Here is a 21,804-nt window from a genome sequence, read left to right on the forward strand (position 1 = left end):
GTCAACCGTCGCCGAACCGGTCGCTCAGCTGCCGTCGCGAGCTGATCTCCAGTTTCCGGAAGACCTTGCGCAAGTGGTAGTCGACCGTGTTCGGGCTGATGAACATGGTGGCCGCGATCTCCGCGTTGGTGGCACCTCGCGCCGCGAGCAGCGCCACCTGCCTCTCCTGGCTCGTCAGAGGATCCATGGGCGTCGAATGGCTGCTGACCGAACCTCCCGCGGCGAGGATCTCCCGCCGCGCGCGCTCGGCGAACGTGGATGCCCCGACGGTAGAGAAGGCACGGAACGCGAGGGAGAGCTGCGCGTGAGCGTCGGCTCGCCGCCGCACGCGGCGGAGCCACTCGCCATAGAGGAGCCGCGCGCGTGCTCGGTCGCCGAGATGGCTGTCCGGAAACCGCTCGATCGCCGCCAGGAAGTGCTCCTCGGCATCCGCGTCGTCGGAGAGGAGGGCGAGTGACCTCAGGAACAGTCCTCGCGCCACGGCCGATCCGCTGGCATCGGCGTACGACTCGATCTGCGCGAGCGCCCACTGCGCAGCGGCGCGGTTGCCGCTGCGTACCGCGGCCTCGACGTATTCGGGGAGGTGATGGAAGCTCGCCTGCAGGAACGGGCGCCGCACGAGCGGGGTCAGCCTCTCGAACGCGGATTCGTACGAACCGGCTGCGATCTCGTTGATCGCGATCGCGCCGGCCGCCATGCGCGAGATTCCGCCCCAGCCCGCCTCGTGAACGGCGTGGGCGATCTGCTCGACGACCGCCGACGGCGTGCCCTCCCACGCCAGCATCGCCGCGTTGACCGCCTGCTCGTCACCGAATCCGAGCGCACGCCGGAGCTCGGCGGACTGGGCGAGGTGATCGGCGGCCGCCTTCGGATGCACCCTGCTCAGTTCGACGGCGCTGAGGATCCAGAGGCACGCGTCGACATCCCGGAGCGCCCCCGTCGCCCGCCCGGTCTCCGCGGATCGTCGAAGGAGGTCCGCTGCGGCATCCCAGTCCCACAAGGCGACGCAGGGGACCGTGACGAAGAACGCGAGCGACGTGAGGCTCGAACCCGACTCCGCCCGCAATGCCTCGACGGCACGGCGAAGCACCGGCGCGGCAGCGGCGTAGTCATCGAGGATGAACGAGCTGGCGGCTCGCAGGACGACAGCCGTGATGTCCTCGCCGTCGGAGGCGGCCCGCATCCGGAGACCGAGCTCGCGGACCGTCGCCCCCACCGCCTGCTCCTCTGTCACGGTGGCGGAGTTCAGCGCGAGCAGCAGCGCCTGCATGCGGAGCTCGGGTGCCTCGTCACCCACGAGGTCGGCCGCGGCGATGAGCTTCGCCATCCCCGCGCGCAGCCCTTCCGGCTCGGACAGGAACAGTCCGGCCATCGCCTCGACGATCAATCGGCGCGCCTGCCCGATGTCGTCCAGCGCGCTCTCCTCCGCGCGCGCGAGGAGCTGCAGAGCCAGCCGGGCGGCTCCGGCACTCAGCGCCGACTCCGCCGCAGCCACAGATCGTTCGCTGCCTGCGGCGGAGTCGGGCGAGAGCTCTGCCGCACGGGCGAGGAGGTGCGCTCGCGAGAGCATGCCTCCCCGCGCGCCTGCGGCGTCAGCGGCCGCGCCGAGCTGAGCGGCCACGGCGGCGTCCGGCCCGCGCACCGCCGCCGCGGCGTGATGGGCGGCGATGTCGAGCTGTCCCCGGCTCAGGGCATGGTCTCCGAGGGCCTGATGCACGCGTCGTCGATCCGCGTCGGTGGCAGCGCCGTAGACCGCAGACCGGATGAGGGGATGCCGGAACCGGACCGTCTCGCGGACCGCGACGAAGTCGATGCGCTCGGCGGCCGCCGAGGCGCCGGGCGGCACCCCGAGCGCGCGAGCCGACGCTTCGACGGCGGCCGGGTCGCCGCTGGACTCCGCCGCGGCGACGAGCAGCCACAGTCTGCTCGGCGCGGACAGCTCGGACATCCGGTGGCTGTAGATCATCTCCAGCCGACCCCCGATGGGCACCGGTGAGTGCGCGATCGCGGTGGACGTCAGCTCATCGGCCGAGAGCTCGGTCGCGAGCTCCCGCAGTGCGAGCGGGTTGCCCGCGGTGTACCGGACGTATTCTGCTGCCACGGTCGGATCCACGAGGCCACGCACGCCGCTCTGCAGCAGCGCCGACCCGGCTTCCGTGTCCAGCCCGCCGAGCTCCATCCGCGGCACTCCCGCCAGAGCCGCCTCCACCCCTTCGTCGGTTCGCGCCGCCACCAGCAGGCCGACGCGCTCGGCGGAGAGGCGACGGGCGACGAAACCGAGGACGAAGAGGGACTCGGCATCCACGTACTGAGCGTCGTCGATGACGCACACGGTCGCCCGATCCGCACCTGCTCGTGCCAGGAGCGAGAGGAAGCCCAGACCGACGAGCGGTGGCTGCGGTGGCGGCCCCTCGTCCACTCCGGCCGCTATCCGCAGTGCCGCGCGCTGAGCCGGCGGGAGGCCGGACACGAACTCGATGAGCGGGCCGCCGAGACGCTGGAGGGCGCCGAAGGCGATGCCGGACTCCACTTCGACCCCCTGGACGGCAAGCACCCGCAGGGCGTGCGCGTGATCGTGGAGCGCCGCCTCCACCAGCGACGTCTTCCCGATGCCCGGTTCCCCCGCGACGAGCAGGGCGCCGCCGGACCGGTTCCGGACGCCCGTCAGCAGCGCGCGGAGTCTCTCCGACTCGGCCGCGCGTCCCAGCAGGCGCCATCCCCCGTCGATGGAGTCAGAGTAGCGGCGCGCGCACGCCGCCCGGAAGTCCGGGGGATCGGCCGGCCGACGGTGCGGAAGGACTACGTGCTCCACGTGGTTCGCGTGCCGCGGAGATCGGCCACGCTGACAGCAACGGATGGAGGACGTCATGCCCTATGTGACGACAGACGACGGCGCGGAGATCTTCTACAAGGACTGGGGTGGCGATGAGGCGCCCGTCCTTCTGAGCCACGGCTGGCCGCTCAACTCCGACGCGTGGGAGGCGACCGCGCTGTTCCTCGCCGAGCGGGGTCACCGCGCCGTCGCGCACGACCGACGCGGCCACGGCAAGTCGACCCAGACGTGGAACGGCAACGAGATGGATACCTACGCCGACGACCTCGCCTGCCTCATCGACCACCTCGATCTGCAGAATCTGACCCTCATCGGCCATTCGACCGGAGGCGGGGAGGTGCTGCACTACCTGGCCCGGCACGGCTCGACGCGGGTCGCCCGGCTCGTCCTCGTATCCGCCGTTCCGCCGCTCATGGTGCGACGGGAGGACAACCCCGGGGGTCTTCCGATCGACGTCTTCGACGGCATCCGCGCGGGCGAGGCCGCCGGCCGCTCCCAGCTGTACCGGGATCTCGCCGACGGACCTTTCTTCGGCAACAACCGCACCGGCGAGGTCCCTCAGGGCACGCGCGACGCCTTCTGGCTCCAAGGACTGGCGTCGGGCACCCGGAACGCCTACGAGTGCATCGCCGCCTTCTCCGAGACGGACTTCAGGCCCGACCTCGAGAAGGTCGATGTGCCGACCCTCGTGATCCACGGCGACGACGATCAGATCGTCCCGTTCGAGATCAGCGGCAAGCTCTCGGCCGCGGGGATCCGGGATGCCGAGCTCCTCGTCTACGAGGGCGCAGCGCACGGGCTGCCCGACACCGAGCGCGATCGGCTGCACCGCGACATCCTCCGCTTCATCCAGTCCTGACCCACCCGCAGCACCACCCGAAAGGAAACCTCCGATGAGCACAGACCCCGCGCCCGACACCATCGTCCTCGTCCACGGCCTCTGGGTGACACCTCGAAGCTGGGAGCACTGGAAGACGCACTACGAAGCGAAGGGCTTCACCGTCGTCACTCCGCCCTACCCCGGGTTCGAGATCGAGGTCGAGGCGCTCCGCGAGAATCCCGATCTCATCGCGAAGCTGACCGTTCCCGAAACCGTCGAGCACCTCGCGGGCGTCATCGAGGCGCTCCCGGCACGCCCGATCATCATGGGTCACTCTTTCGGCGGGACCCTCACCCAGCTCCTTCTCGCGCGGGGACTCGGGGCCGCAGGGGTGGCGATCAACTCGGCGCCGACGGAGGGGGTCCGCGTCACACCGCTGTCTCAGGCGCGCTCGCTGTTCCCCGCCCTGAAGAACCCCGCGAACATCCACCGCGCTGTCGGCTTCACGAAGGACGAGTGGCACTACGCCTTCGCCAACGCGCTCACCCGCGAGGAATCGGATGCCGCATGGGACCGCTACGCGATCCCCGCCCCCGGCAACTGGGTCTGGGCGTACGGGTTGCTCGCGAACTTCCAGCCCGGTCATCAGGAGACGTGGGTGGACTACTCCGCCGACCGCGCTCCGCTGCTGTTCGTCGGGGGCGGTGTCGACCACATCATGCCGCCCGCCGTCAACAAGTCGAACGCGAAGCACTGGGCGAAATCGCCCGCGCTCACCGAGTACCACGAGTTCGAGGGCAGGGGTCATTGGACCTGCGGCGAGCCCGGGTGGGAGGCGGTCGCCGACTATGCCCTGGAGTGGGCGCTGGCGCACGCTCGTCGCACGACGGCGCCCACCGACGCCTAGGCTCCGCGGGAACCCGCAGGAGCTCGCCGTGCGCCTCACACGCATCGGAGGCCCCACCGTCCTTGTCGAACTGGGAGGCTGGCGCCTCCTGATCGACCCGACCTTCGATGAGGCCGGCCGGCGGTACTCGTTCGGGCTCGGCACCTCGAGCGTCAAGACCAGGGGGCCCGCCCTGCCCGCGGACGAGGTCGGGCGGCCCGACGTGATCCTTCTCAGTCACGATCACCACTCCGACAACCTGGACGACGCGGGCCGCGCTCTCCTGCCGACGGCGACGCACGTCATCACGACGCGCAGCGGCGCACGTCGGCTGTCGTCGCCCACGACGCGCGGGCTGCGGGCTGGGGAGTCGATGCTGCTGGAGGGACCGGACAAGGAGGCGATCCGGATCGCCGCGACGCCCGCCCGGCACGGGCCCTCGCTGACCCGGGCGATCGTCGGGGAGGTCGTCGGCTTCACCGTCCGGCGGGCGTCGCGCGAGAGCGCCGACCTCTGGGTCACCGGTGACAGCGTCCTCACCCGGAGGCTTCGTCGCTTCGCTCGTCGGACACGCGCCGATGTCGCGATCATCAATGCGGGAGGGGTCCGGTTCGCCTCGACCGGACCGCTCGAGTACACCATGACGGGCCGCGACGTCGTCACGCTGATCGGCGATCTGCAGCCGCGGATCGCCGTCCCGGCGCACTACGACGGCTGGTCGCACTTCCGCGATGGCGAAGAGGGACTGCGCCTCGCCCTGGACAACGCCCCGCCCGATGTCCGCGCGAAGGTCCGCTGGCTGCCGGACGGGACGCCGGTCGACGTCGGTGAGCCGCGGCGCCGCGACGGGCGGGGGGACCAACGGCCCGTCAGCGCGCCGGACGACGCGTCAGGCTGAGACCGGAGCGGATGATCCGGGAGGCGCGAAGCGCATGGACATGCGGGGCAGGCGGGCATGGCCGCGTCGAGGCATCCTGCCCGCGCTGGCGGCGGGGGCGGCAGCCTACGCCGTCCTCTACCGGCTCGGACAGGTCTCAGGTTCGACGGTGTCCGAGCGTGCGCGCCGCCTTCCCGGCGACGAGCTGATCGATGGGCCGTCGTTCGTCACCAATCACGCAGCCCACCTCCCGGCCCCTCCCGAGCGCGTGTGGCCGTGGCTCACGCAGGTGGGATGGCACCGGGGAGGCTGGTACACGCCGCGATGGGTGGACAGGATGCTGTTCCCGGGCAATCTGCCGAGCGCCGACCGGCTCGAGCCCGCCTTCCTCCGCGAGCTGAGGAAGGGCGACGTCATCCCCGACGGCCCACCGGGCACGGCCCACTTCGTCGTCGAGCGCGCCGATGCTCCTCGGGTGCTGGTACTGCATTCGCGGAGTCATCTTCCTCCGGGTTGGGACACGCGCTTCGGGGCGGCGCTGGACTGGGTGTGGACGTTCTGCCTCGAGCCGGATGGATCCGGAACGCGGATGCTGATCCGCAACCGCGGGATCGTGCAGCCCGCCTGGCTCGATCGCGCGTATCGAGCCCTCATCACGCCGGCCGACCATGTCATGACGCGGGGGATGTTCCGCGGGCTGTCCGAGCGTGTCCGCGCCGATCGCGCGACATCCCCCGTGACGCGTGAGACGCGCGGGTGCGCGCGAGAGCCCCGGAAGCGGTCCGGTCAGGGAGTGGTGCCGCGATCGAGCGCGCGCATGGCCGAGCGATCGCGGGGTTCGGCGTCCGGAATGCCGATCGCGCAGCAGTACAGCGGCACTTCATGCTCGACATCCATGCCGGAAAGCGCCGCCAGCTCATCGTCGTAGAAACCGCCGAGATCGACGCAGCCGAGGTTCAGCGCCGCCGCCGCCAGATTCAGCGACTGCATGACGTGCCCGGCCTCGAGAAGGGCGTACCGATATCCCCTGTCGCCGTACTTCGGCAGGCTCCGGTCGGGAACGAAGCTGATCACGCCGAGCACGGCGGCTTCGGGCACCCAGGGCTGGCCCATGAAGAGGTAGCTCACGAAGGCGGGCGGGAGGTCGACGGCGCGCACGAGCTCGAGGCCGTGCCGCGCGGGAACGTAGTGGTATACCCCCGACGCGAGCTGGTCGACCGAGCGGACGAGTACCGTCAGTTCGAGCGGGTAGAGGCCCCCTCCGGACGGCGCGGGGCGATCCAGCAGAGGCGCGTCGTCCTGCGCCCGGACCCCGTAGGCCGCGCCCAGCAGCGTGCTGAGCGCGTCCGTGGACAGAGGGTCGATGCGGAAGCGTCGACAGGACACCCGCGCCGCGAGCGCCGCCCCCAGCGACAGCTCGAGCGGGCGAGGAGGCGGCAATGCGACCCAGGGGAGGGAGCCGTCCTCGCGTCCGGGGACGAAGGGCGGGGACTCCCCGCCGCCGGCCGCGTTGAACAGCCATCGTGCCGTGCTGCGGTGATAGGTCCAGGCGGAGGGGGCGTCGCGGGCGAAGAGGAAGTCGAGCATGGTCAGGCGAGAGGATGCGGGTCCGGGTTGAGGTCACCGGCCTCGGCGACCCGCTCACGCAGCCCCCAGCGGTGTGGAGCGGCGAACAGGCGGGGATGGCCTGTCCGGGTGCGGTCCGCGCCGAAATCGATCGGCTGGAATCCGGGGAGGATGCCGCGCACGACGCGCACACCGAGCGCGGCCACATCGGCGGGCGTGACATCGATCACCAGCACGTCTCCCGAGGCGGCCGCGACGGATGCCACCAGGTCGGCCAGCCCCGCCCCGCGCGGCGGGAGGTCTTCCCAGGGCGCGGGGTCCGCGGTGCGCAGATGCGCGAGCCCGCGCGCGGCCGTCGCCGGGTCGGAGTACAGGAGGTCGTGGTCTTCGAGATCGGAGACGAGCGCGGGGTCGGCGACGAGCTGCGCCCGCCGGCTGCGGGTCGCCGGATCCTGCAATCGTGCCCGCAGGGCCGGCCGAACCTGTCCGACCTCCAGCACGGCCGAGCGGGCGGCCGAGAGGGGATCCTGCGCGCTGCCGAGGCCCACGACCGCCGCCGGCTCGGAGTCGTCGCACCACCCGACGGCCATCGCGACGTACGCCGCCCCGTCGGTGGGCAGGAGATGAACCTCGATGTCGACGCCGCGACGGCGGTAGAGCTCGGCGATGGCGGAGGCGTCCGCGTCGGGGATGGTCGCGGCATCGTACGGTCGTGTCGCCAGACGGTGCGCCCACGCGATGCAGAAGGCATCCCGCTCGATCACCTCCAGGAGCGCGCGCTCGGCGGCGAAGGGAACCGTGGGCCCGGCGGCGAAGCCGTTCGAGGTGGGCGCGAACAGGAGCTCGTGCCTCGGCCACCGGCTGCCGGTCAGCGTCGCCGCCTGGAACGGCACCCATACCTCCGCACCGGTCACGAGCGAGCGCGCCGGCACCCAGTCCAGAACGGTGTCCGGCCCGTAGGGTGCGTATCCGAGGCGCTCCGCGTCGGCCCGGCGATGCAGGACGAGGTCTTCCGGGTCCAGAGTCGGCTGGGCGACCTCGGCCCGCCGGGCCCGGACGACCCGGTCCGGCGACCAGGTCAGCGAAGCGTAGCGCTCGAGCGCCTCCCCGATGGCACCGTTGCGTGCGGCATCCACTGTGAGGCCCTTGCCCGAGCACGTGATGAACGCGTCTTCGCCCTGACCGAAGAGCACGTTGGCGAGCTGTGCGCGCACGATGAAGGGCTGGCGCGGCTCTTCGACGGGTTTGGGAACGACGTCGAGGTAGCGGATGAGCCCGCAGAGGTCGCTGACCGTGCGCGCTTCGATCGCGGTGAAATCCGTTTCGCCAGCGGACTCGTCGGTGTCATCCGTCGGCGTGGGTGCTTTTTTTCGGCAGGCCGGGCAGTCCGGGCGCGGGATGACGGGGTGCATCGCCGTCGTCCCGTTCAGCTGGTCCAGAACCATCACCGAGCCCGGCAGCTTCGGCGACATGGCGGAGGTCGTGAGAGCGAGGGTCTCCCGGAGGACGATCGCCCATGCGGCCTCCCTGAGACCGGGGAGCAGTGGTCGGCCCAGGCTCGCGTGTGCACGGTCGAGCGCCTCCTCGCGCGCCATCGCGACCTCGAAGTCGTCGGCGCACGCCAGCGCCCGCATCCGCCAGCACATGTAGCAGGGCCCCTCGCCCGGGAGGACGAGAGGGCCGACGTATCCGAACGACCCCTCCAGCGAGACGAAGAGGGCCGGCGTCCCGGCGTCCAGGCAGGCTCGGTTGAGACGGGCTCGCAGGGCGGCCCAGCCGGGGTCCACGAGGCAGATCACCAGGTCGCGGTCGACGACCGCCGCTGTCAGGTCGTCCGCGAGAGCGTCTTGCGGCGACATACGCTGAACGCGGATCCTCGCCTGGGCTTGGAGCTCCCGCAGACCGGCGGTCTCGCCCTCGTCGCCGATCACCAGCAGATCGACCTCGTCGAGCCGACGACCGAGAGCCTCGCGCGTGTCGGCGTGCGTCGTGAGCAGATTCAGCCAGCCCGGCTCCTCAGCCGTGCCGCTCTCCGTGATCATCCCGGAGTCGATGAGCCGGTCGAGCAGGCGCGAGATCTCCCTCGAGGGCAGATCCGAGAGCGACCTCAGGAGGGAATGCCGGTCGGGAGCGACGGTGAGCGCGGGAAGCATCCGCTCCCGCACCACCGTCGCGACGCCCCCGTCGAGACGCATCATGCCCGCTGGACTGGCGAGGACCAGCTCGTCCCCTTGATCGATGACCTCCAGCCCGGCCGCGGGCGTCAAACGCCGCGACGAAGCGCCCGTTGCCACTGCGTGTCAGCCGCCGAGTCCGCCGAAGCGCTGCAGTCCGCCGCCCATGATCGGACCCTGATTGCACGGCCCGCACGTGCACTCGTAGATGCACGGCACGAAGCAGGTGCGACACACGGTGCACGTCGTGAAGCACAGCCTCGGGCGGAAGCAGTCGTTGATCCCGCAGAACTCGCCGTAGTAGCCCGCCGCGGCCGACACCTTCCGAAAGGTGGCGAGTTCCTCCTCGGTGAAGTCCGGCGGAGCGGCGCCCCCGATCTGCTTCTCGAGGCTCTCCAGACGCCCCTTGAGTTCGTCGAATTCTTCCTGACTCGGCATGAGCTGCCTCCCGGGATCGAGCGGGACGCTCACGGGCTACGTCCGTGATGCAGGACCCGCAACGCTCATTGTCGCCCTGTGCGATATCGCGGGCAAGAGGGCGTCACGGCATCTCGCGGCGCACCCCAGGGCACCGGCGAACGCTCCTCGAACTCGCGCAGCCGTGGCGCGCTTCACCGGCGAGCGCGTCTCACCAGATGGTGCCGCCGCCGACCGAGATGCCGCCCCACGTCAGCGCGATGAAGATCGCCGCGAACACCACCGGCGCGATCCCCTTCCCGTCGCGGGCGATGCCCTTGAACAGGGCGATGACGGTCAGGACCGCCGCCACGATGGACAGCCCCCCGCCGAGGATCAGCCCGATGAACAGCGGGATGGGCATGAGCACGAGGCCGGCCAGGGCGAACCAGAACGCGGCCCACGCTGTCGGATTCGAGCGGCGCGGAACGGAGGAGGACATGCATCCAGTATCTCGTGCCCGCGGCCTCACACCCTCAGCCAGGTCTAGCATGACCCCATGTCTGGTCGAATCGTCGCTCGTTCTCTGACCACCATCGCGCTGGCCGGGCTGCTGGCCGTCTCGACGGCGACGGCGGCCGGGGCCGCCGGCTCGCCTCCGGGCGGCGGGTCTGTCGAAGACCTGATAGCGCTGCCCGACGGCTTCCAGCCCGAGGGGATCACGATCGATCCCCGCGGAGTCGCGTACCTCGGGTCGCTCGCCGACGGCGACATCTACGCCGCCGACCTCCGTACCGGCGACGGCCGGATCATCAGCGAGGGTCCCGGCATCCCCGCCGCCGGACTCAAAGTCGATCGCCAGGGCCGGCTGTTCATCTCCGGCGGGCCGACGGGCATCGCCCGCGTGGTCGACTCGGCGACGGGCGACGAGCTCGCCAGCTATCAGCTGGCGCCCGCCGGTGCGTTCATCAACGACGTCGTGCTGACGCGCGACGGCGCATGGTTCACCAACAGCACGGCCCCAGAGCTGTACTTCCTGCCCATCAGCCCGTCGGGTGAGCTTCCCGATCCCTCCGAGGTCGTGAAGCTGCCGATCACGGGGGAGTGGCAGCAGCAGGGGGTGTTCAACGCGAACGGCATCGCCGAGACGACCGACGGCAAGGCCCTTCTCGTCATCCAGTCGTCCACCGGCACCCTCTTCCGCATCGACCCGGCCACGGGAGTGGCGACCGCCGTGGATCTGGGCGGCACCTCGCTGCAGTTCGGCGACGGACTCCTCGTCCTCGGCAGGACGCTCTACGTCGTGCAGAACCGCCTCAACCAGATCGCGGTCATCCGCCTCGACGCGCAGGGGACCAGCGGCTCGCTCGTCGACGTCCTGACCGACGAGGACTTCGACGTTCCCACGACCGTCGCCGCGTACGGCTCGAGCCTGTTCCTCCCGAATGCGCGCTTCGGCACGCCACCCACGCCCGACACCGAATACGACGTCGTTCGCGTGGGTCGGTGACGCCGGGGCGAGGCATCCGTCGTCCTCATCGCCTCGCGCGGGAGACCGGATGCCTCGCCGGCGCGTCGGCGATGCGTGTCAGGCGCCGGCCTCGGCATCCTCCCGCTCCTCGTCGACGGTCGTCCCGAGATCGGCCGACGACCCCGCGGCGCGGCTGAGGAGCACGAAGGGCACGGCGGCCGCCGTGATGATGCCGCTCCAGAAGAGCGAGACGGCGTAGCCGCTGACGTCGGCCACCCGGCCGAGCACGGGCTGGACCACGACGCCGCCCGCGGAGCCCATGAGCGAGTCGAACGAGAGCACCGTCGCGCGCTGCTTCGACGGGATCATCGCGTTGAGGTAGGCACGGTGCACCGGGTCGTCGATCGCCGACGCGATGCCCCACAGGGCGACGAGGACGATCGCGATCCAGAAGTTCTCGACGAACCCGAAAATCACGAGCACGAGTGCGCCCGTGACCGTGGCGAGGAGGATGGCCGACGTCCGGCGCCGGAACAGCCTGCGGACCCAGGGGGCGAGGAGGCCGCCGACGATCGATGCGCCGGAGAGCAGGGCCGCTGCAAGGCCTGCGATGGTGTACGCCTGCTCGTCGCCCCAGAGCTGCAGCAGGTGCGGCTGAAGGGCGTAGAAGACGTAGATGCCGACGCCGGCGGTGAAGGGGCTGGCGAGCATGAGCCAGCGGACGGCGGGCTTGCCCAGGCCGTAGCGGATGGATGCCCGGAACACCGTGCGGGTGGCGGCGATCGGGCCCTCGCTCCGGTCCGGCGTGAAGCCGATGTCGCGCATCAGCACAGCGGCCACGACGAACATCGCCAGCAGCAGGGCGACCCGGACGAGGAAGGGGGCCCCGAGGTTGCTCAGCTGCGCCACGACGCCGCCGAGGACCGACCCCGCGAGCATCGCGCTGCCGCTGAAGATCTGCGAGCGACCGAACACCGTCTCGAGGCTGCCCTTGTAGCCGACCGCATGCAGCGCGTCGACGAGCCACGCGTCGATGGCCCCGGAGAAGAACGTGAACCCGAGGCCCAGGAGCACCGAGACGATCGCCCAGGCCCAGAAGGGGGACTGCCAGAGCCACAGCATCCAGTACATCGCCGTCGACACCGCCAGCGTGATCGTGCCGATGAGATAGGACGCGCGCCGCCCCACCGTGTCGGCGACGACCCCCGTCGGGATCTCGAACACCAGCATCCCGACCGTGAAGAGCGCGTTCGCCGCGAACGCCTCGAAGTTCGACAGCCCGGCGTCGAGGAGGAAGAGGGTGTTGACGCCCCAGATGAACGATGCGGCCAGCGTGTTCCCGAGCACGAGCACGTAATACGTGCCCTGGATCCGGCGTGCCGTGGGAAGCGGTGCCGCTGCGGTCATGACCCTCCGATCAGAAGAACGACACGTGAAGGCTAGACCCGGTTCACACACGTGAGGCGGTCAGGAGGCGAACCGCGGGCAGATCCGCGTCGGCCCACGCCAGATCGCCGAGCGCTCCTCGCGGGATCCAGCGCAGCTCGTCGTGGTCGGTGCTCGAGACCGGGCGCTCGGCCTGCAGCCGCGCCCGCAGGCAGATGAGCCGGATGGGTCCGGTCTCGTCCGTGGTCAGGTGACCGAGGATCTGGATGCCGATGCCGAGCTCTTCGCGGATCTCGCGCTCGAGGGCCTCGACGGGGCGCTCGCCGGGCTCGACCTTGCCGCCCGGGAACTCCCACCGGCCGGCCGCAGCCTTGTGCGCAGCGCGCCGGCACGCGAGGAACCGGCCGTCCTCCTCGATGACGGCGGCGACGACGTCGATCGGCTCGGGCATGGCACCATCGTGTCACCACCGGAGACCGCCGCTGCTTCACATCCGTCCGCTGCTTCCTCGACCTTCCCCGGCGGGGACGACGGATCTATCGTCGGAGCGTGAAGCGTATCTGGCCGTTCCTCGTCCCGGGCGTCATCCTCGCGGCGGTAGGGCTGATCTGGACGCTGCAGGGCACCGGCGTGATCCAGGGATCCGCGATGAGCGGATCGAGCCTGTGGGCGACCATCGGTCCGGTGGTGCTCCTCGCGGGGATCGCACTCGTCGTCGTCGCGGTCGTGGTGGCCGCGCGGGGGCGACGCGCGCGCTGATCCGGACGGCATCCCGGCCGGTCTCAGCCCTCGGTCAGGCGGCGCCGGGCTCGTCGCGCAGGCCGACGCGGTCGGGGATGTCGAAGTGCACGCGGGGGAGCCACTCGGCGGGTTCGGGCCAGGGGCGTGAGGCCGGCAGCCGACGCAGCCGCGCGCGGAGCGCGGCGGCAGAGGCCTCGACCGGCAGCACGCGCGACGGCGCGTGGTGGGCCAGCGCGCCGAGCCACCAGTGCCGCCACGTGCCGTCGATGGCGTCGGGACCGAGCACGATGTAGTAGTCGGGCATGACGGCCTCGCCCGTCTGGAACTGCGCCAGGACGGTGTCGACCTCGACCTCCAGCGTGCCGAGGGTCGCCTGCTCGCCGTAGAGCTCGACCCACGCGGCGGCGACATGCTCGAGCGGATCGGCGTCGTGCACGACGTAGGGCGTGGTCGCGCCCGCGAGGGCGCGGGCTGTCTCCGCGGGCTCCGAGCCGCGCAGCGACATCGCGAGCAGGGCGGGCAGGCCGTGGAGGCCGTCGAGGAGGGCGTCGCTCTCCGATCCGACGAGAGCGACGACCGTGGATCGAGGAGAGTGATCGGTCGTGGGCGCCATATTCCACAGTACGTCGGTTCGTGTTTCGAGGGGATGACGCGCCTCGGACTTTCGGGAAACGCAAGGCATGCGGCATCCCGTCCTCCGGCTCCGGTGAGGAGCGCGCACGATGACGGAGATGTGCAGGATGACGGATGCCTCGGGCCGGACCGATCCGTCGTCCTGCACATCTCCGTCGTGTCGCGCGGAGCCGCCACCCCCGCCGCGCTCGCTGTGGGCGAACCGCGGGAGCGCCTCGCGGGCGATGTCGGGAGCGCCGCCTACCTTGGCTGCATGCGGATCCTGCACACCTCGGACTGGCACATCGGGCGGTCGTTCCACGGCCATGCCACGCTCGATGCGCTCCGAGTCGTGCTCGCCGCCCTGACCGAGCAGGTACGCGAGCGCGAGGTCGACGTCGTGGTCGTCGCGGGCGACGTGTTCGATTCCGCGACGCCCTCGGCCGACTGCTACACGCTGCTGACGGAGGCGCTCGCGGGACTGTCGGATGCCGGTGCGCAGCTCGTCGTCACGAGCGGGAACCACGACTCCGCGGCGCGCCTCGGCTTCCAGTCGGCCCTGCTGCGCGCAGGGATCCACGTCGTGACGAAGCCCGAACAGGTGGGCACGCCGATCACGATCCACGACGATCACGGGCCGGTCCACTTCTACGGCATCCCCTACCTCGAGCCCGCCATCGTGCGGCGGCTGTGGCCCGACGTGCGTTCTCAGCAGCAGGCGCTGACGCAGGCGATGACCCTCATCCGAGCCGACCTCGCGCAGCGCGGCGGCCGCTCGGTCGCCGTCGCGCACTGCTTCGCCGCCGGGGTCGAGCCCACCCCGAATCTGGAGCGCGAGATCCGGCAGGGGAGTCTCGACGTCGTGCCCATGACCGTGCTCGAGGGGCCCGACTACGTGGCGCTCGGCCACATCCACGGTCGCCAGCGGCTGAGCGACCGCGTGCGTTACGCCGGTGCTCCGCTGCACTACAGCTTCGGCGAGGGCGGCAAGCCGCGCGGATCCTGGCTCGTCGAGCTGGATGCCTCGGGCTACGCCTCGGCCGAATGGCTCGACCTGCCCGTGCCCCGTGCGCTCACGACACTGCGAGCGCCGTTCGACGAGCTGCTGACGCACGAGCGGTTCGCCGACGTCGCGGACGCATGGGTCTGCGCGCAGTACACCGACGCGACGCCGCAGCTCGACACGATGCGCCGCCTGCAGGCCCGGTTCCCGTTCTGCGCGACGGTGATGCACACGCCCGAGGGCGTTCCCGCCGCCGACGGCCGCACCTACGCGGGCCGCGTGCGCGACGCGCGCAGCGACGTCGAGCTCTTCGACGCCTTTCTCGTCCATGTGCGCGCGGGGGAGGGTGCGACGGATGCCGAGCTCGAGGTCATCCGCGACCTCATCGGCGAGCACGCCCTCGCGGAGGCCACCGCGTGAAGCTGCACCGACTCGAGCTGGAGGGCTTCGGCCCGTTCCGCGAGCGGCAGACCGTCGACTTCGACGCCTACGCCGACGACGGCATCTTCCTCATCGCCGGACGCACGGGCGCGGGGAAGTCGAGCGTGCTCGACGGCGTCTGCTTCGCGCTGTACGGCTCCGCGCCGCGGTACGACGGCGCCGACCGGCGCCTGCGCAGCGATCACTGTGCGCCGGAGGACCCGACATCCGTCACCCTCGAGTTCAGCGCCGCGGGAGGGCGATGGCGGCTCACGCGCTCGCCGGAGTACGAGCGGCCCAAGCTGCGCGGCACCGGGATGACGACCGAGCCGCACCGCGCCGAGCTGCTCGAGGAGGTCGACGGGCGTTGGATCGGCCGCGCCGCGCGCCCCGTCGACGTCGCGCACGCCGTCGACGAGCTGCTGGGCCTCAACCAGCAGCAGTTCCTGCAGGTGATCCTGCTGGCGCAGAACCGCTTCGCCGAGTTCCTGCTCGCCCGCAGCGACGATCGGCAGAAGCTCCTGCGCCGGCTGTTCGGCACCCGGACGTACGAGGACTATCAGTCCGCGCTGGATCAGCGGCGCAAGGATGCCGAGGCCGCCGTCTCGTCGGGCGGGGAGCTCGTCGAGCTGCTCCTGGGCGAGGCCGAGAAGGTGCTGAGGGAGCACGCCCTCGAGGGCGAGGCCGCGGAGGGGCGCCGATCGGTCGCGGAGCGGCTCGAAGACTTGCGCCGCGGCCTGCAGCGCGCGGACTACCGCGTCGAGACGCTCGCTCGAGAGGCGGACGACGCCGACGCGGCCCATCGAGAGGCGCAGGCGTCTTTCGCGGCGGCGAAGGAGCTGCGCGAGGCGCAGGAGCGCCGGACTCGTTCGCGCGTGGCTCTCGCGCGTCTCGAAGCCGACGCTCCGCGCATCGCGGCCGGTCGCCTCGAGCTCGAACGCGCCCTCGCGGCCGAGGCCGTGCGCGCACCGATCGAGACCGCGCGTCGGGCCGCGGAGGCCCTCGCCTCGGCGTTGCGAGCGGAGGAGGCGGCGAGGACGGGCTGGCTCGCGCACGACGCGGCCGGCGAGACGGATGCCGCGTCGCTCCGCGCCCGGATCGCGCGGCTCACGGGCGATCTCGCCGTGTGGGCGGGCGCTGCCGAGACCGAGCGGGCTCTCGCTCCGCTGGAGGCCGCACTCGCCCGCGACGCCGCCGGGATCGAGGAGCAGGCGGCGGTCGTCGCGGAGCTGGACGCCGCCCGGGCCCAGCTCCCCGACGCGCTTGCGGCGCTCGACGCGCAGCTCGCGCCGGCGCGGGAAGCGGCGGGATCGGTTGGCGCCGCTCGTGAACGGCTCGCCGGGATCGAGCTGAGGCTCGACGCGGCGCGAGAAGCCGAGGAACTCGCCGAGGCGCTGCGAGCGGCCGACGCCGATCGTCTCGACGCCGTCGAAGCGCACGATCACGCCCGCTCCGCTGTCACGCAGCTCCTCCGCCGACGGCTTGCCGGGCACGCGGCGGAGCTCGCGGCCGGCCTCGTCGAGGGCGAGCCGTGCGCCGTATGCGGGGCGACCGCTCACCCTCATCCCGCGGAGCCCGTCGACGAGCCGGTGACCGACGATCTGCTCGCCGCCGTGGAGCGAGCGCGTGATCGCGCTGCCGGCATCGAGACCGAGGCCGCCGAGCTGGCGCGCGCGGCGCGCGAGGCGCACGCCGCGGCGAGCGCGCGGGCCGGGGGCGGAGCCGTCGCCGAGCTGACCATCGCGCGGAAGCAGGCCGATGCACTCCTCCGCGACGTCGAAGCGGCCGTCGTGCTGTGCGATCGGCTCGCCGCGGAGCGCGTCGAGCTCGTCGCGATGGATGCCGCGGCCGCCGCTGAGCGCGAGGAGCTCGCCGCCGCCCTGGCCGCCGCCCGCGAGGCGCTGGCGGCGAAGTCGGCGGAGGCCGAGGCTGCTCGGGCGGCGGTGTCATCGGCGCGAGGCGGCTTCGCGACGGTCGCGGAGCGGATCGCCGCGGCCGCGACGCTCCGCGACGCCGCCGGCGCGCTGACGGATGCCCTCGACCGGACCGCGACGGCGCGGGTTCAGGATGCCGAGGCCCGCGCCGACCGCGATGCCCGGGTGGCGGCATCCATGTTCACCGGCGACAAGACGGCGGGCCCGGACGATGCGGTGATCGCGGCGACGGCGGCTCTCCGCGATGCGGCGACGCGTGCCCGACTCGACGAGGACATCCGCGCCCACGACGCGGCGCTGCGCGCCGAGCGCGACAGGCTGCGCGAGCTCGAACTGGAGCTCGCCGGCGTGCCCGACGAGCACATCGACGTCGCCGCGGCGGCGGCCGCCCTCGAGACCGCGCGAAGCCGCTGGTCGGCGGCGGCTCAGGCGATGCTCCGAACAGAGCAGCTCGCGGCCCGCGTGCGCGACCTGCTCTCGCGGGCGGAGGCAGAGCACGCGGGCATCGAGGTGCTCGCGGCCGAGGCATCCGTCATCGCGAGACTGGCGAACGCGGTCGCCGGGCGCCCGCCGAACACCCTGCGGATGACGCTCGAGGCCTTCGTGCTGGCGGCGGAGCTGGAAGAGATCGTCGAGGCCGCCAACCTGCGGCTGTCGGAGATGTCGGCGGGGCGCTACCTGATCCAGCACACTGACGCGCGGGCCGCGCGCAACGCGGCATCCGGGCTCGGCCTCGAGATCTTCGACTCCTTCACCGGCATGCCGCGACCGGCACAGTCCCTGTCGGGGGGTGAGACCTTCCTCGCGTCGCTCGCGCTCGCGTTGGGGCTCGCCGAGGTCGTCACGTCCCGCGCCGGCGGTGTGCGGCTGGACACTCTCTTCATCGACGAGGGATTCGGCTCCCTGGACGGCGACACGCTCGAGCTCGCGATGCGCACGCTCGACGAGCTCCGCCAGGGCGGTCGCACGGTCGGCGTCATCAGCCACGTCGAGGCGATGAAGGAGCAGCTCCCGGCCCAGCTCGTGGTCGAGGCGACACCTCGGGGACCGAGCGTGGTCCGGGCGCAGGTCGTCTCAGCCGGCGCGCTCGCCTGACCCGCGGGCGCCGACGCCCTCGACGATCCCCGGGACGCTCGCGGGAACCCCGGTCCAGCCTGCCGGGCTTTCCCGTCCGGTCGCAGCGCAGAAGTCGTCATTGTGCCCACGCGATGGTCCGGTATATCGTTTCCGCGGAGACCGGCCCGCCCGACGGGTCTTCAACGATGCGACTTGCGCGCGGCCGTCCGGCCGTGCACGACAACGGTTTCCTGTCCACGCAGCAGAGTCAGGAAGCGCAATGGCGCTGGGGGAGAAACGGCGCTCCGAGGTTCCGCCCGGAGCGCCGTTTCCACGCGGGGCGGGGCGCGCCGTTGTCAGCCGCTCGACGCGGGTATAGGTTGTGCGCCAGATCGGTCCGCTCCGGACCGGTCACGCCTACACCGCCGGTGCCGCGGACGACTCACGGACGAGTGGCCCACCCGCCGACCTGAGTTGTCCTGGGGGACTCATGCGCGTATCCAAGGCCGGGCGACGCGCCCTGGCCGCTGTCCTCGCCGGCGTGATCGCCGTCGGCTCGCTCTTCGCCTCGTCGGCCGCGTCGGCCGCACCGGCCCTTCCCGCCCGCATGGCGGCGCTGGGCGATTCCATCTCGCAGGCCGCCATGACGTGCTCGGCGCTGCTGTCGTGTCCGGCGAACAGCTGGTCGACGGGAACGACCACGTCCGTCGTGTCGCACGCGGCGCGACTGCGTGCGGCGGGGGCGACGTCGCTCGTCGCCTACAACGACGCCGTCAGTTCGTCGTTGTCCTCGGCACTCGCCACGCAGGCGTCGCGCGCGGTCTCGCAGGGCGCGCAGTACGTCACGATCGAGATCGGCGCGAACGACGCGTGCACCAAGACCGTCGCCGGGATGACGTCGGTCGCGACCTTCACGGCCAACGTGCAGGCCGGCCTCTCGACGCTCGCGGCCGGCGCGAATCAGCCGGAGATCTTCGTGGCGTCGATCCCGAACCTGTTGAGGATGTACGAGCTCAACAAGGGGAGCTTCACCGCCCGACTCACGTGGGCGAGCCTGGGCATCTGCCAGTCGCTGCTGGCCAATCCGTCGAGCACGAACGCCGCCGACGTCAATCGCCGCAACGCCGTACAGCAGCGGGTCAACGAGTTCAACGCCGCCCTCGCGGCCGTCTGCGCCGCGACGGCGAAGTGCCGCTTCGACAACTACGCGGTCGCGAACTACGCCTTCACCAAAGCCGACATCTCGACCCGCGACTACTTCCACCCGTCGATCACGGGGCAGGCGAGACTCGCCGCCATCACGTGGCCGACCACCCAGTGGGCGTCGTAGGGAGTCGCGCGTCGGTCGGAGGCTCTGGGTCCCGCTTCGCTCGCTCCTCGACCGGAAGGGTGCCTCTCAGTCCCGCAGGCGGAGGGGGCGCACGAGGAGGCGCGGCTCGTCGCGCACCCAGCGCTCGCCCGTGGCACGGAACTCCGCTCGGGTCGAGAAGCGGTAGTGGTACGACACGACGCGGATCGCGCGCGGGCGCTCGCCGGCGAAGGGATCGCGGGCCAGCAGCCGCAGGGTCGCGGCATCCGATTCCAGCAACCTCATGAGGAACGTCAGGAACCAGTCCTCGAGCGATCGGCCGAGCGGAAGGAACCACATCAGCCAGTCCAGCCGCAGGTGATAGGGCGCCCACTGCCGCGGGATGCGGCGCACATCGCCCGGCTTGCCCTTGAAGCCGTACTCGAGCCAATCGTCGTCGTCGGGGTCGTCGGAGGCGGTCCCCTCGACCACGTACTCGATGCGCCGCTTCGTCACGGTGCCGAAGGCGCCGTAGGCGCTGGCGAGCTGCCAGCGGTTGAAGCTCGCGTTCATGAGCTGCCGCCGAGCCGCGAGGTTCTGCGCGGCGGGCCAGCTGATCGCGAGGTAGAGCACGAACACGGCCGTCGTCATCACGACCCAGTACAGCGGCATCCCGTTCACGAGCAAGGGCAGGTCGGACGGCGCGCGAGCGGACGCGGCGCCGATGCCCGGAATGCCGAATCCCGCGAACGCGATGACGATCGTGGCCCAGTTGAGCCACGCGAAGTTGCCGGTGACGACGAGCCACGCCTGGGTGGCGACGATGATGGATGCCGCGACCGCCCCCACGATCGCAGGTGCCGGCCCGGGCAGCACGAGGCCCAGCAGCGGTGCGAAGACGAACCACGGCACGACCAGCTGCGCGAAGTGGTTCCCCAGGACCTCGCCCTGGTGGAACCATCGCGGCAGAAGATGCGCCTGGCGGCTGAGCGGCCCGGGCATGGGCTGCGTCTCGTGGTGGTACGTCAGCGCCGTGAGGTCGCGCCACTCGCGCCCGCCGCGGATCTTGATCATCCCGGCGCCGAACTCGAGGCGGAACAGGAGCCACCAGAACAGCACGATCACGAGCGTCGGCGGCGGCTCGCCGTTCGAGCCGAGGAACGCAGCGAGGAACCCGGCTTCGAGGAGGAGCATCTCCCACCCGAACCCGTAGAACGTCTGGCCGATCGAGACGATCGACATGTAGCCGAACCACACGGCGAGGAAGCACACCATCGGCACCCACGGGGGCCCGAGCTGGGGGAGCCCGGCGACCAGCGCCGCCCCGACGAGGATGCCCGCCCAGCAGAGGGCCGCCAGGCGCTTGTCGGTGTAACGGAACCGGAGGAAGAGGGTGGGGCGCAGCATCCGCCCCCGCGACCGCGACGAGCGCGCCCACTCGAGCAGATCCGGCGCCGGCAGGAGCCCGCGCTCGCCGAGGAGCGCGCGGAACTGGTTGAGCGACGAGACGAACGCCACGATGTAGAGCGCCGCGATCCCGCGCTGCAGCACCTGCCGGGCGAACTCGAAGTCGACCGCCGCGAACCCGTCCATGATGTCGCAGTCTCGCACCGGGGAACGGATGCTGCGACGGGGGTTGACGGCCGCCAGCGCCGCGGCCACGAACTACGGCGGGTACCGGTGCGAGGCGCGACCCGATGCGTCAGGATGAAGGTGCGGCTCGCCCCCCGCAGGAAGAGGCTTCTCGATGGAATCCGTTCTCCTCGACACACCCTCCGGCATCGGAGCCCGCCTGGGGTGGGACCCGAAGCTCACCGAGCACGACCGCAAGCGGATCCTCGCTCGGCAGCTCGTCGCGTCGCGCCTGGGCGTCGAGGAGAAGTCCGTGCGCATCGAGCGAGAGGCTCCCGCGCAGTTCGGCTTCCACACGCAGCTGTTCGCCGAGGTCGACGACGAGGAGGTTCCGCTGGAGATCCGCACGGCGAGCTTCCGCGCCGCGACCGTCGCCGCCGTCGCCGAGCCCGGTGTCAAGGTCGGCCTCGACCTGCGCGACGCGCACCCCGACGATGCCACCACGTCGGAGATGAAGCGCCACTCGCACCTCTTCGACAACGACGACCTCCCCGCGCTGCTGTCGCACTGGACGAAGGTGCAGGCCGTGCGCGAGGCGGACGGCCGCGGAGTGCGCGTGAAGCCGGATTACGTGCGCCTCGACCTGTCGCGGAACAAGGGCTGGATCCCCGACCGTCCGGTGCACTACTCCCTGGTGGACCTTTCGCGCGACGGGTGGATCATCACCCTCGCGTACGGGAACGAGGCGTAGCCCCACAGCGGGGCCGGA

Annotated in this window: 18 protein-coding genes; 9 read left to right on the forward strand and 9 right to left on the reverse strand. The window is 71.6% G+C overall.

Going from position 1 to position 21,804, the window contains the following annotated elements; genetic code table 11:
- Position 1: 1 nt before the first annotated feature.
- Positions 2 to 2,812 carry a LuxR family transcriptional regulator gene (locus tag EV279_RS06575; RefSeq protein ID WP_166644476.1) on the reverse strand — a complete coding sequence of 937 codons (2,811 nt, stop codon included), beginning with the start codon at positions 2,810 to 2,812 and terminating at the stop codon, positions 2 to 4.
- Between the two features lie 55 nt (positions 2,813 to 2,867).
- On the opposite strand from EV279_RS06575, the gene EV279_RS06580 reads away from it, so the two are divergent.
- The 3 genes from EV279_RS06580 to EV279_RS06590 are packed head-to-tail and all read left to right on the forward strand — an operon-like array spanning position 2,868 to position 5,437.
- On the forward strand, positions 2,868 to 3,692 hold the full coding sequence (locus EV279_RS06580; protein ID WP_133542062.1) for an alpha/beta hydrolase: 825 nt from the start codon (positions 2,868 to 2,870) through the stop codon (positions 3,690 to 3,692).
- A gap of 34 nt (positions 3,693 to 3,726) precedes the next feature.
- A complete protein-coding gene (locus EV279_RS06585; protein ID WP_133542063.1) occupies positions 3,727 to 4,560 on the forward strand; it encodes an alpha/beta hydrolase in 834 nt (277 codons plus the stop codon).
- Positions 4,561 to 4,588: 28 nt separating this feature from the next.
- On the forward strand, positions 4,589 to 5,437 hold the full coding sequence (locus EV279_RS06590) for an MBL fold metallo-hydrolase (RefSeq protein WP_243728461.1): 849 nt from the start codon (positions 4,589 to 4,591) through the stop codon (positions 5,435 to 5,437).
- A gap of 765 nt (positions 5,438 to 6,202) precedes the next feature.
- Here the strand turns inward: EV279_RS06590 and EV279_RS06595 are convergent.
- The 4 genes from EV279_RS06595 to EV279_RS06610 form a co-directional block, all read right to left on the reverse strand.
- A complete protein-coding gene (locus EV279_RS06595) occupies positions 6,203 to 7,003 on the reverse strand; it encodes a SagB/ThcOx family dehydrogenase (protein ID WP_133542065.1) in 801 nt (266 codons plus the stop codon).
- 2 nt (positions 7,004 to 7,005) lie between these two features.
- On the reverse strand, positions 7,006 to 9,180 hold the full coding sequence (locus EV279_RS06600) for a TOMM precursor leader peptide-binding protein (RefSeq protein WP_133542066.1): 2,175 nt from the start codon (positions 9,178 to 9,180) through the stop codon (positions 7,006 to 7,008).
- 102 nt (positions 9,181 to 9,282) lie between these two features.
- Positions 9,283 to 9,594: a hypothetical protein gene (locus tag EV279_RS06605; protein ID WP_166644477.1), complete on the reverse strand. Its 312-nt coding sequence runs from the start codon at positions 9,592 to 9,594 to the stop codon at positions 9,283 to 9,285.
- A gap of 190 nt (positions 9,595 to 9,784) precedes the next feature.
- A complete protein-coding gene (locus tag EV279_RS06610; RefSeq protein WP_133542068.1) occupies positions 9,785 to 10,054 on the reverse strand; it encodes a hypothetical protein in 270 nt (89 codons plus the stop codon).
- Positions 10,055 to 10,111: 57 nt separating this feature from the next.
- Between EV279_RS06610 and EV279_RS06615 the strand changes: the two genes are divergently transcribed.
- The gene (locus EV279_RS06615) at positions 10,112 to 11,062 is read left to right on the forward strand and encodes a superoxide dismutase (RefSeq protein ID WP_133542069.1); all 951 of its coding nucleotides are present in this window, start codon (positions 10,112 to 10,114) and stop codon (positions 11,060 to 11,062) included.
- A 78-nt stretch (positions 11,063 to 11,140) separates the two neighbouring features.
- Here EV279_RS06615 and EV279_RS06620 read toward each other — a convergent pair whose 3' ends face one another.
- Both EV279_RS06620 and EV279_RS06625 read right to left on the reverse strand, forming a co-directional pair.
- Positions 11,141 to 12,430: an MFS transporter gene (locus EV279_RS06620; protein WP_133542070.1), complete on the reverse strand. Its 1,290-nt coding sequence runs from the start codon at positions 12,428 to 12,430 to the stop codon at positions 11,141 to 11,143.
- A gap of 43 nt (positions 12,431 to 12,473) precedes the next feature.
- Complete coding sequence (locus tag EV279_RS06625; protein WP_133542071.1) at positions 12,474 to 12,860, reverse strand: (deoxy)nucleoside triphosphate pyrophosphohydrolase; 387 nt, start codon at positions 12,858 to 12,860, stop codon at positions 12,474 to 12,476.
- A 98-nt stretch (positions 12,861 to 12,958) separates the two neighbouring features.
- On the opposite strand from EV279_RS06625, the gene EV279_RS06630 reads away from it, so the two are divergent.
- On the forward strand, positions 12,959 to 13,168 hold the full coding sequence (locus tag EV279_RS06630) for a hypothetical protein (protein WP_243728462.1): 210 nt from the start codon (positions 12,959 to 12,961) through the stop codon (positions 13,166 to 13,168).
- Between the two features lie 34 nt (positions 13,169 to 13,202).
- Here the strand turns inward: EV279_RS06630 and EV279_RS06635 are convergent, their stop codons facing one another.
- Positions 13,203 to 13,763, reverse strand: a complete 561-nt coding sequence (locus EV279_RS06635; protein ID WP_133542072.1) for a hypothetical protein — start codon at positions 13,761 to 13,763, stop codon at positions 13,203 to 13,205.
- 273 nt (positions 13,764 to 14,036) lie between these two features.
- Here EV279_RS06635 and EV279_RS06640 point away from each other — a divergent pair, with 273 nt between their 5' ends.
- The 3 genes from EV279_RS06640 (at position 14,037) to EV279_RS06650 (ending at position 19,505) form a co-directional block, all read left to right on the forward strand.
- Complete coding sequence (locus tag EV279_RS06640) at positions 14,037 to 15,185, forward strand: exonuclease SbcCD subunit D C-terminal domain-containing protein (protein ID WP_133542073.1); 1,149 nt, start codon at positions 14,037 to 14,039, stop codon at positions 15,183 to 15,185.
- Positions 15,182 to 18,214 (forward strand): SMC family ATPase, encoded by a 3,033-nt coding sequence (locus EV279_RS06645; RefSeq protein ID WP_133542074.1) that lies wholly within the window; start codon positions 15,182 to 15,184, stop codon positions 18,212 to 18,214. Before EV279_RS06640 ends, EV279_RS06645 begins: the two co-directional genes overlap by 4 nt.
- 451 nt (positions 18,215 to 18,665) lie before the next feature.
- On the forward strand, positions 18,666 to 19,505 hold the full coding sequence (locus tag EV279_RS06650) for an SGNH/GDSL hydrolase family protein (RefSeq protein ID WP_133542075.1): 840 nt from the start codon (positions 18,666 to 18,668) through the stop codon (positions 19,503 to 19,505).
- A 66-nt stretch (positions 19,506 to 19,571) separates the two neighbouring features.
- Here the strand turns inward: EV279_RS06650 and EV279_RS06655 are convergent, their stop codons facing one another.
- Positions 19,572 to 21,056 carry a lipase maturation factor family protein gene (locus tag EV279_RS06655; RefSeq protein WP_133542076.1) on the reverse strand — a complete coding sequence of 495 codons (1,485 nt, stop codon included), beginning with the start codon at positions 21,054 to 21,056 and terminating at the stop codon, positions 19,572 to 19,574.
- A gap of 154 nt (positions 21,057 to 21,210) precedes the next feature.
- Between EV279_RS06655 and EV279_RS06660 the strand changes: the two genes are divergently transcribed.
- Complete coding sequence (locus EV279_RS06660) at positions 21,211 to 21,786, forward strand: hypothetical protein (protein WP_133542077.1); 576 nt, start codon at positions 21,211 to 21,213, stop codon at positions 21,784 to 21,786.
- The last annotated feature ends 18 nt before the right edge of the window (positions 21,787 to 21,804 follow it).

The sequence above is a fragment of the Microbacterium sp. BK668 genome, assembly GCF_004362195.1.
Lineage (GTDB): Bacteria > Actinomycetota > Actinomycetes > Actinomycetales > Microbacteriaceae > Microbacterium.

Excerpts from the sequence above, each read along its gene's own strand:
- EV279_RS06585 (WP_133542063.1), top strand. The coding sequence starts at position 3,727 with ATGAGCACAGACCCCGCGCCCGACACCATCGTCCTCGTCCACGGCCTC.
- EV279_RS06660 (WP_133542077.1), top strand. The coding sequence starts at position 21,211 with ATGGAATCCGTTCTCCTCGACACACCCTCCGGCATCGGAGCCCGCCTG.
- EV279_RS06640 (WP_133542073.1), top strand. The coding sequence starts at position 14,037 with ATGCGGATCCTGCACACCTCGGACTGGCACATCGGGCGGTCGTTCCAC.
- EV279_RS06615 (WP_133542069.1), top strand. The coding sequence starts at position 10,112 with ATGTCTGGTCGAATCGTCGCTCGTTCTCTGACCACCATCGCGCTGGCC.
- EV279_RS06625 (WP_133542071.1), bottom strand. The coding sequence starts at position 12,860 with ATGCCCGAGCCGATCGACGTCGTCGCCGCCGTCATCGAGGAGGACGGC.
- EV279_RS06595 (WP_133542065.1), bottom strand. The coding sequence starts at position 7,003 with ATGCTCGACTTCCTCTTCGCCCGCGACGCCCCCTCCGCCTGGACCTAT.
- EV279_RS06655 (WP_133542076.1), bottom strand. The coding sequence starts at position 21,056 with ATGGACGGGTTCGCGGCGGTCGACTTCGAGTTCGCCCGGCAGGTGCTG.
- EV279_RS06620 (WP_133542070.1), bottom strand. The coding sequence starts at position 12,430 with ATGACCGCAGCGGCACCGCTTCCCACGGCACGCCGGATCCAGGGCACG.
- EV279_RS06600 (WP_133542066.1), bottom strand. The coding sequence starts at position 9,180 with ATGATGCGTCTCGACGGGGGCGTCGCGACGGTGGTGCGGGAGCGGATG.
- EV279_RS06650 (WP_133542075.1), top strand. The coding sequence starts at position 18,666 with ATGCGCGTATCCAAGGCCGGGCGACGCGCCCTGGCCGCTGTCCTCGCC.
- EV279_RS06580 (WP_133542062.1), top strand. The coding sequence starts at position 2,868 with ATGCCCTATGTGACGACAGACGACGGCGCGGAGATCTTCTACAAGGAC.
- EV279_RS06635 (WP_133542072.1), bottom strand. The coding sequence starts at position 13,763 with ATGGCGCCCACGACCGATCACTCTCCTCGATCCACGGTCGTCGCTCTC.
- EV279_RS06605 (WP_166644477.1), bottom strand. The coding sequence starts at position 9,594 with ATGCCGAGTCAGGAAGAATTCGACGAACTCAAGGGGCGTCTGGAGAGC.
- EV279_RS06610 (WP_133542068.1), bottom strand. The coding sequence starts at position 10,054 with ATGTCCTCCTCCGTTCCGCGCCGCTCGAATCCGACAGCGTGGGCCGCG.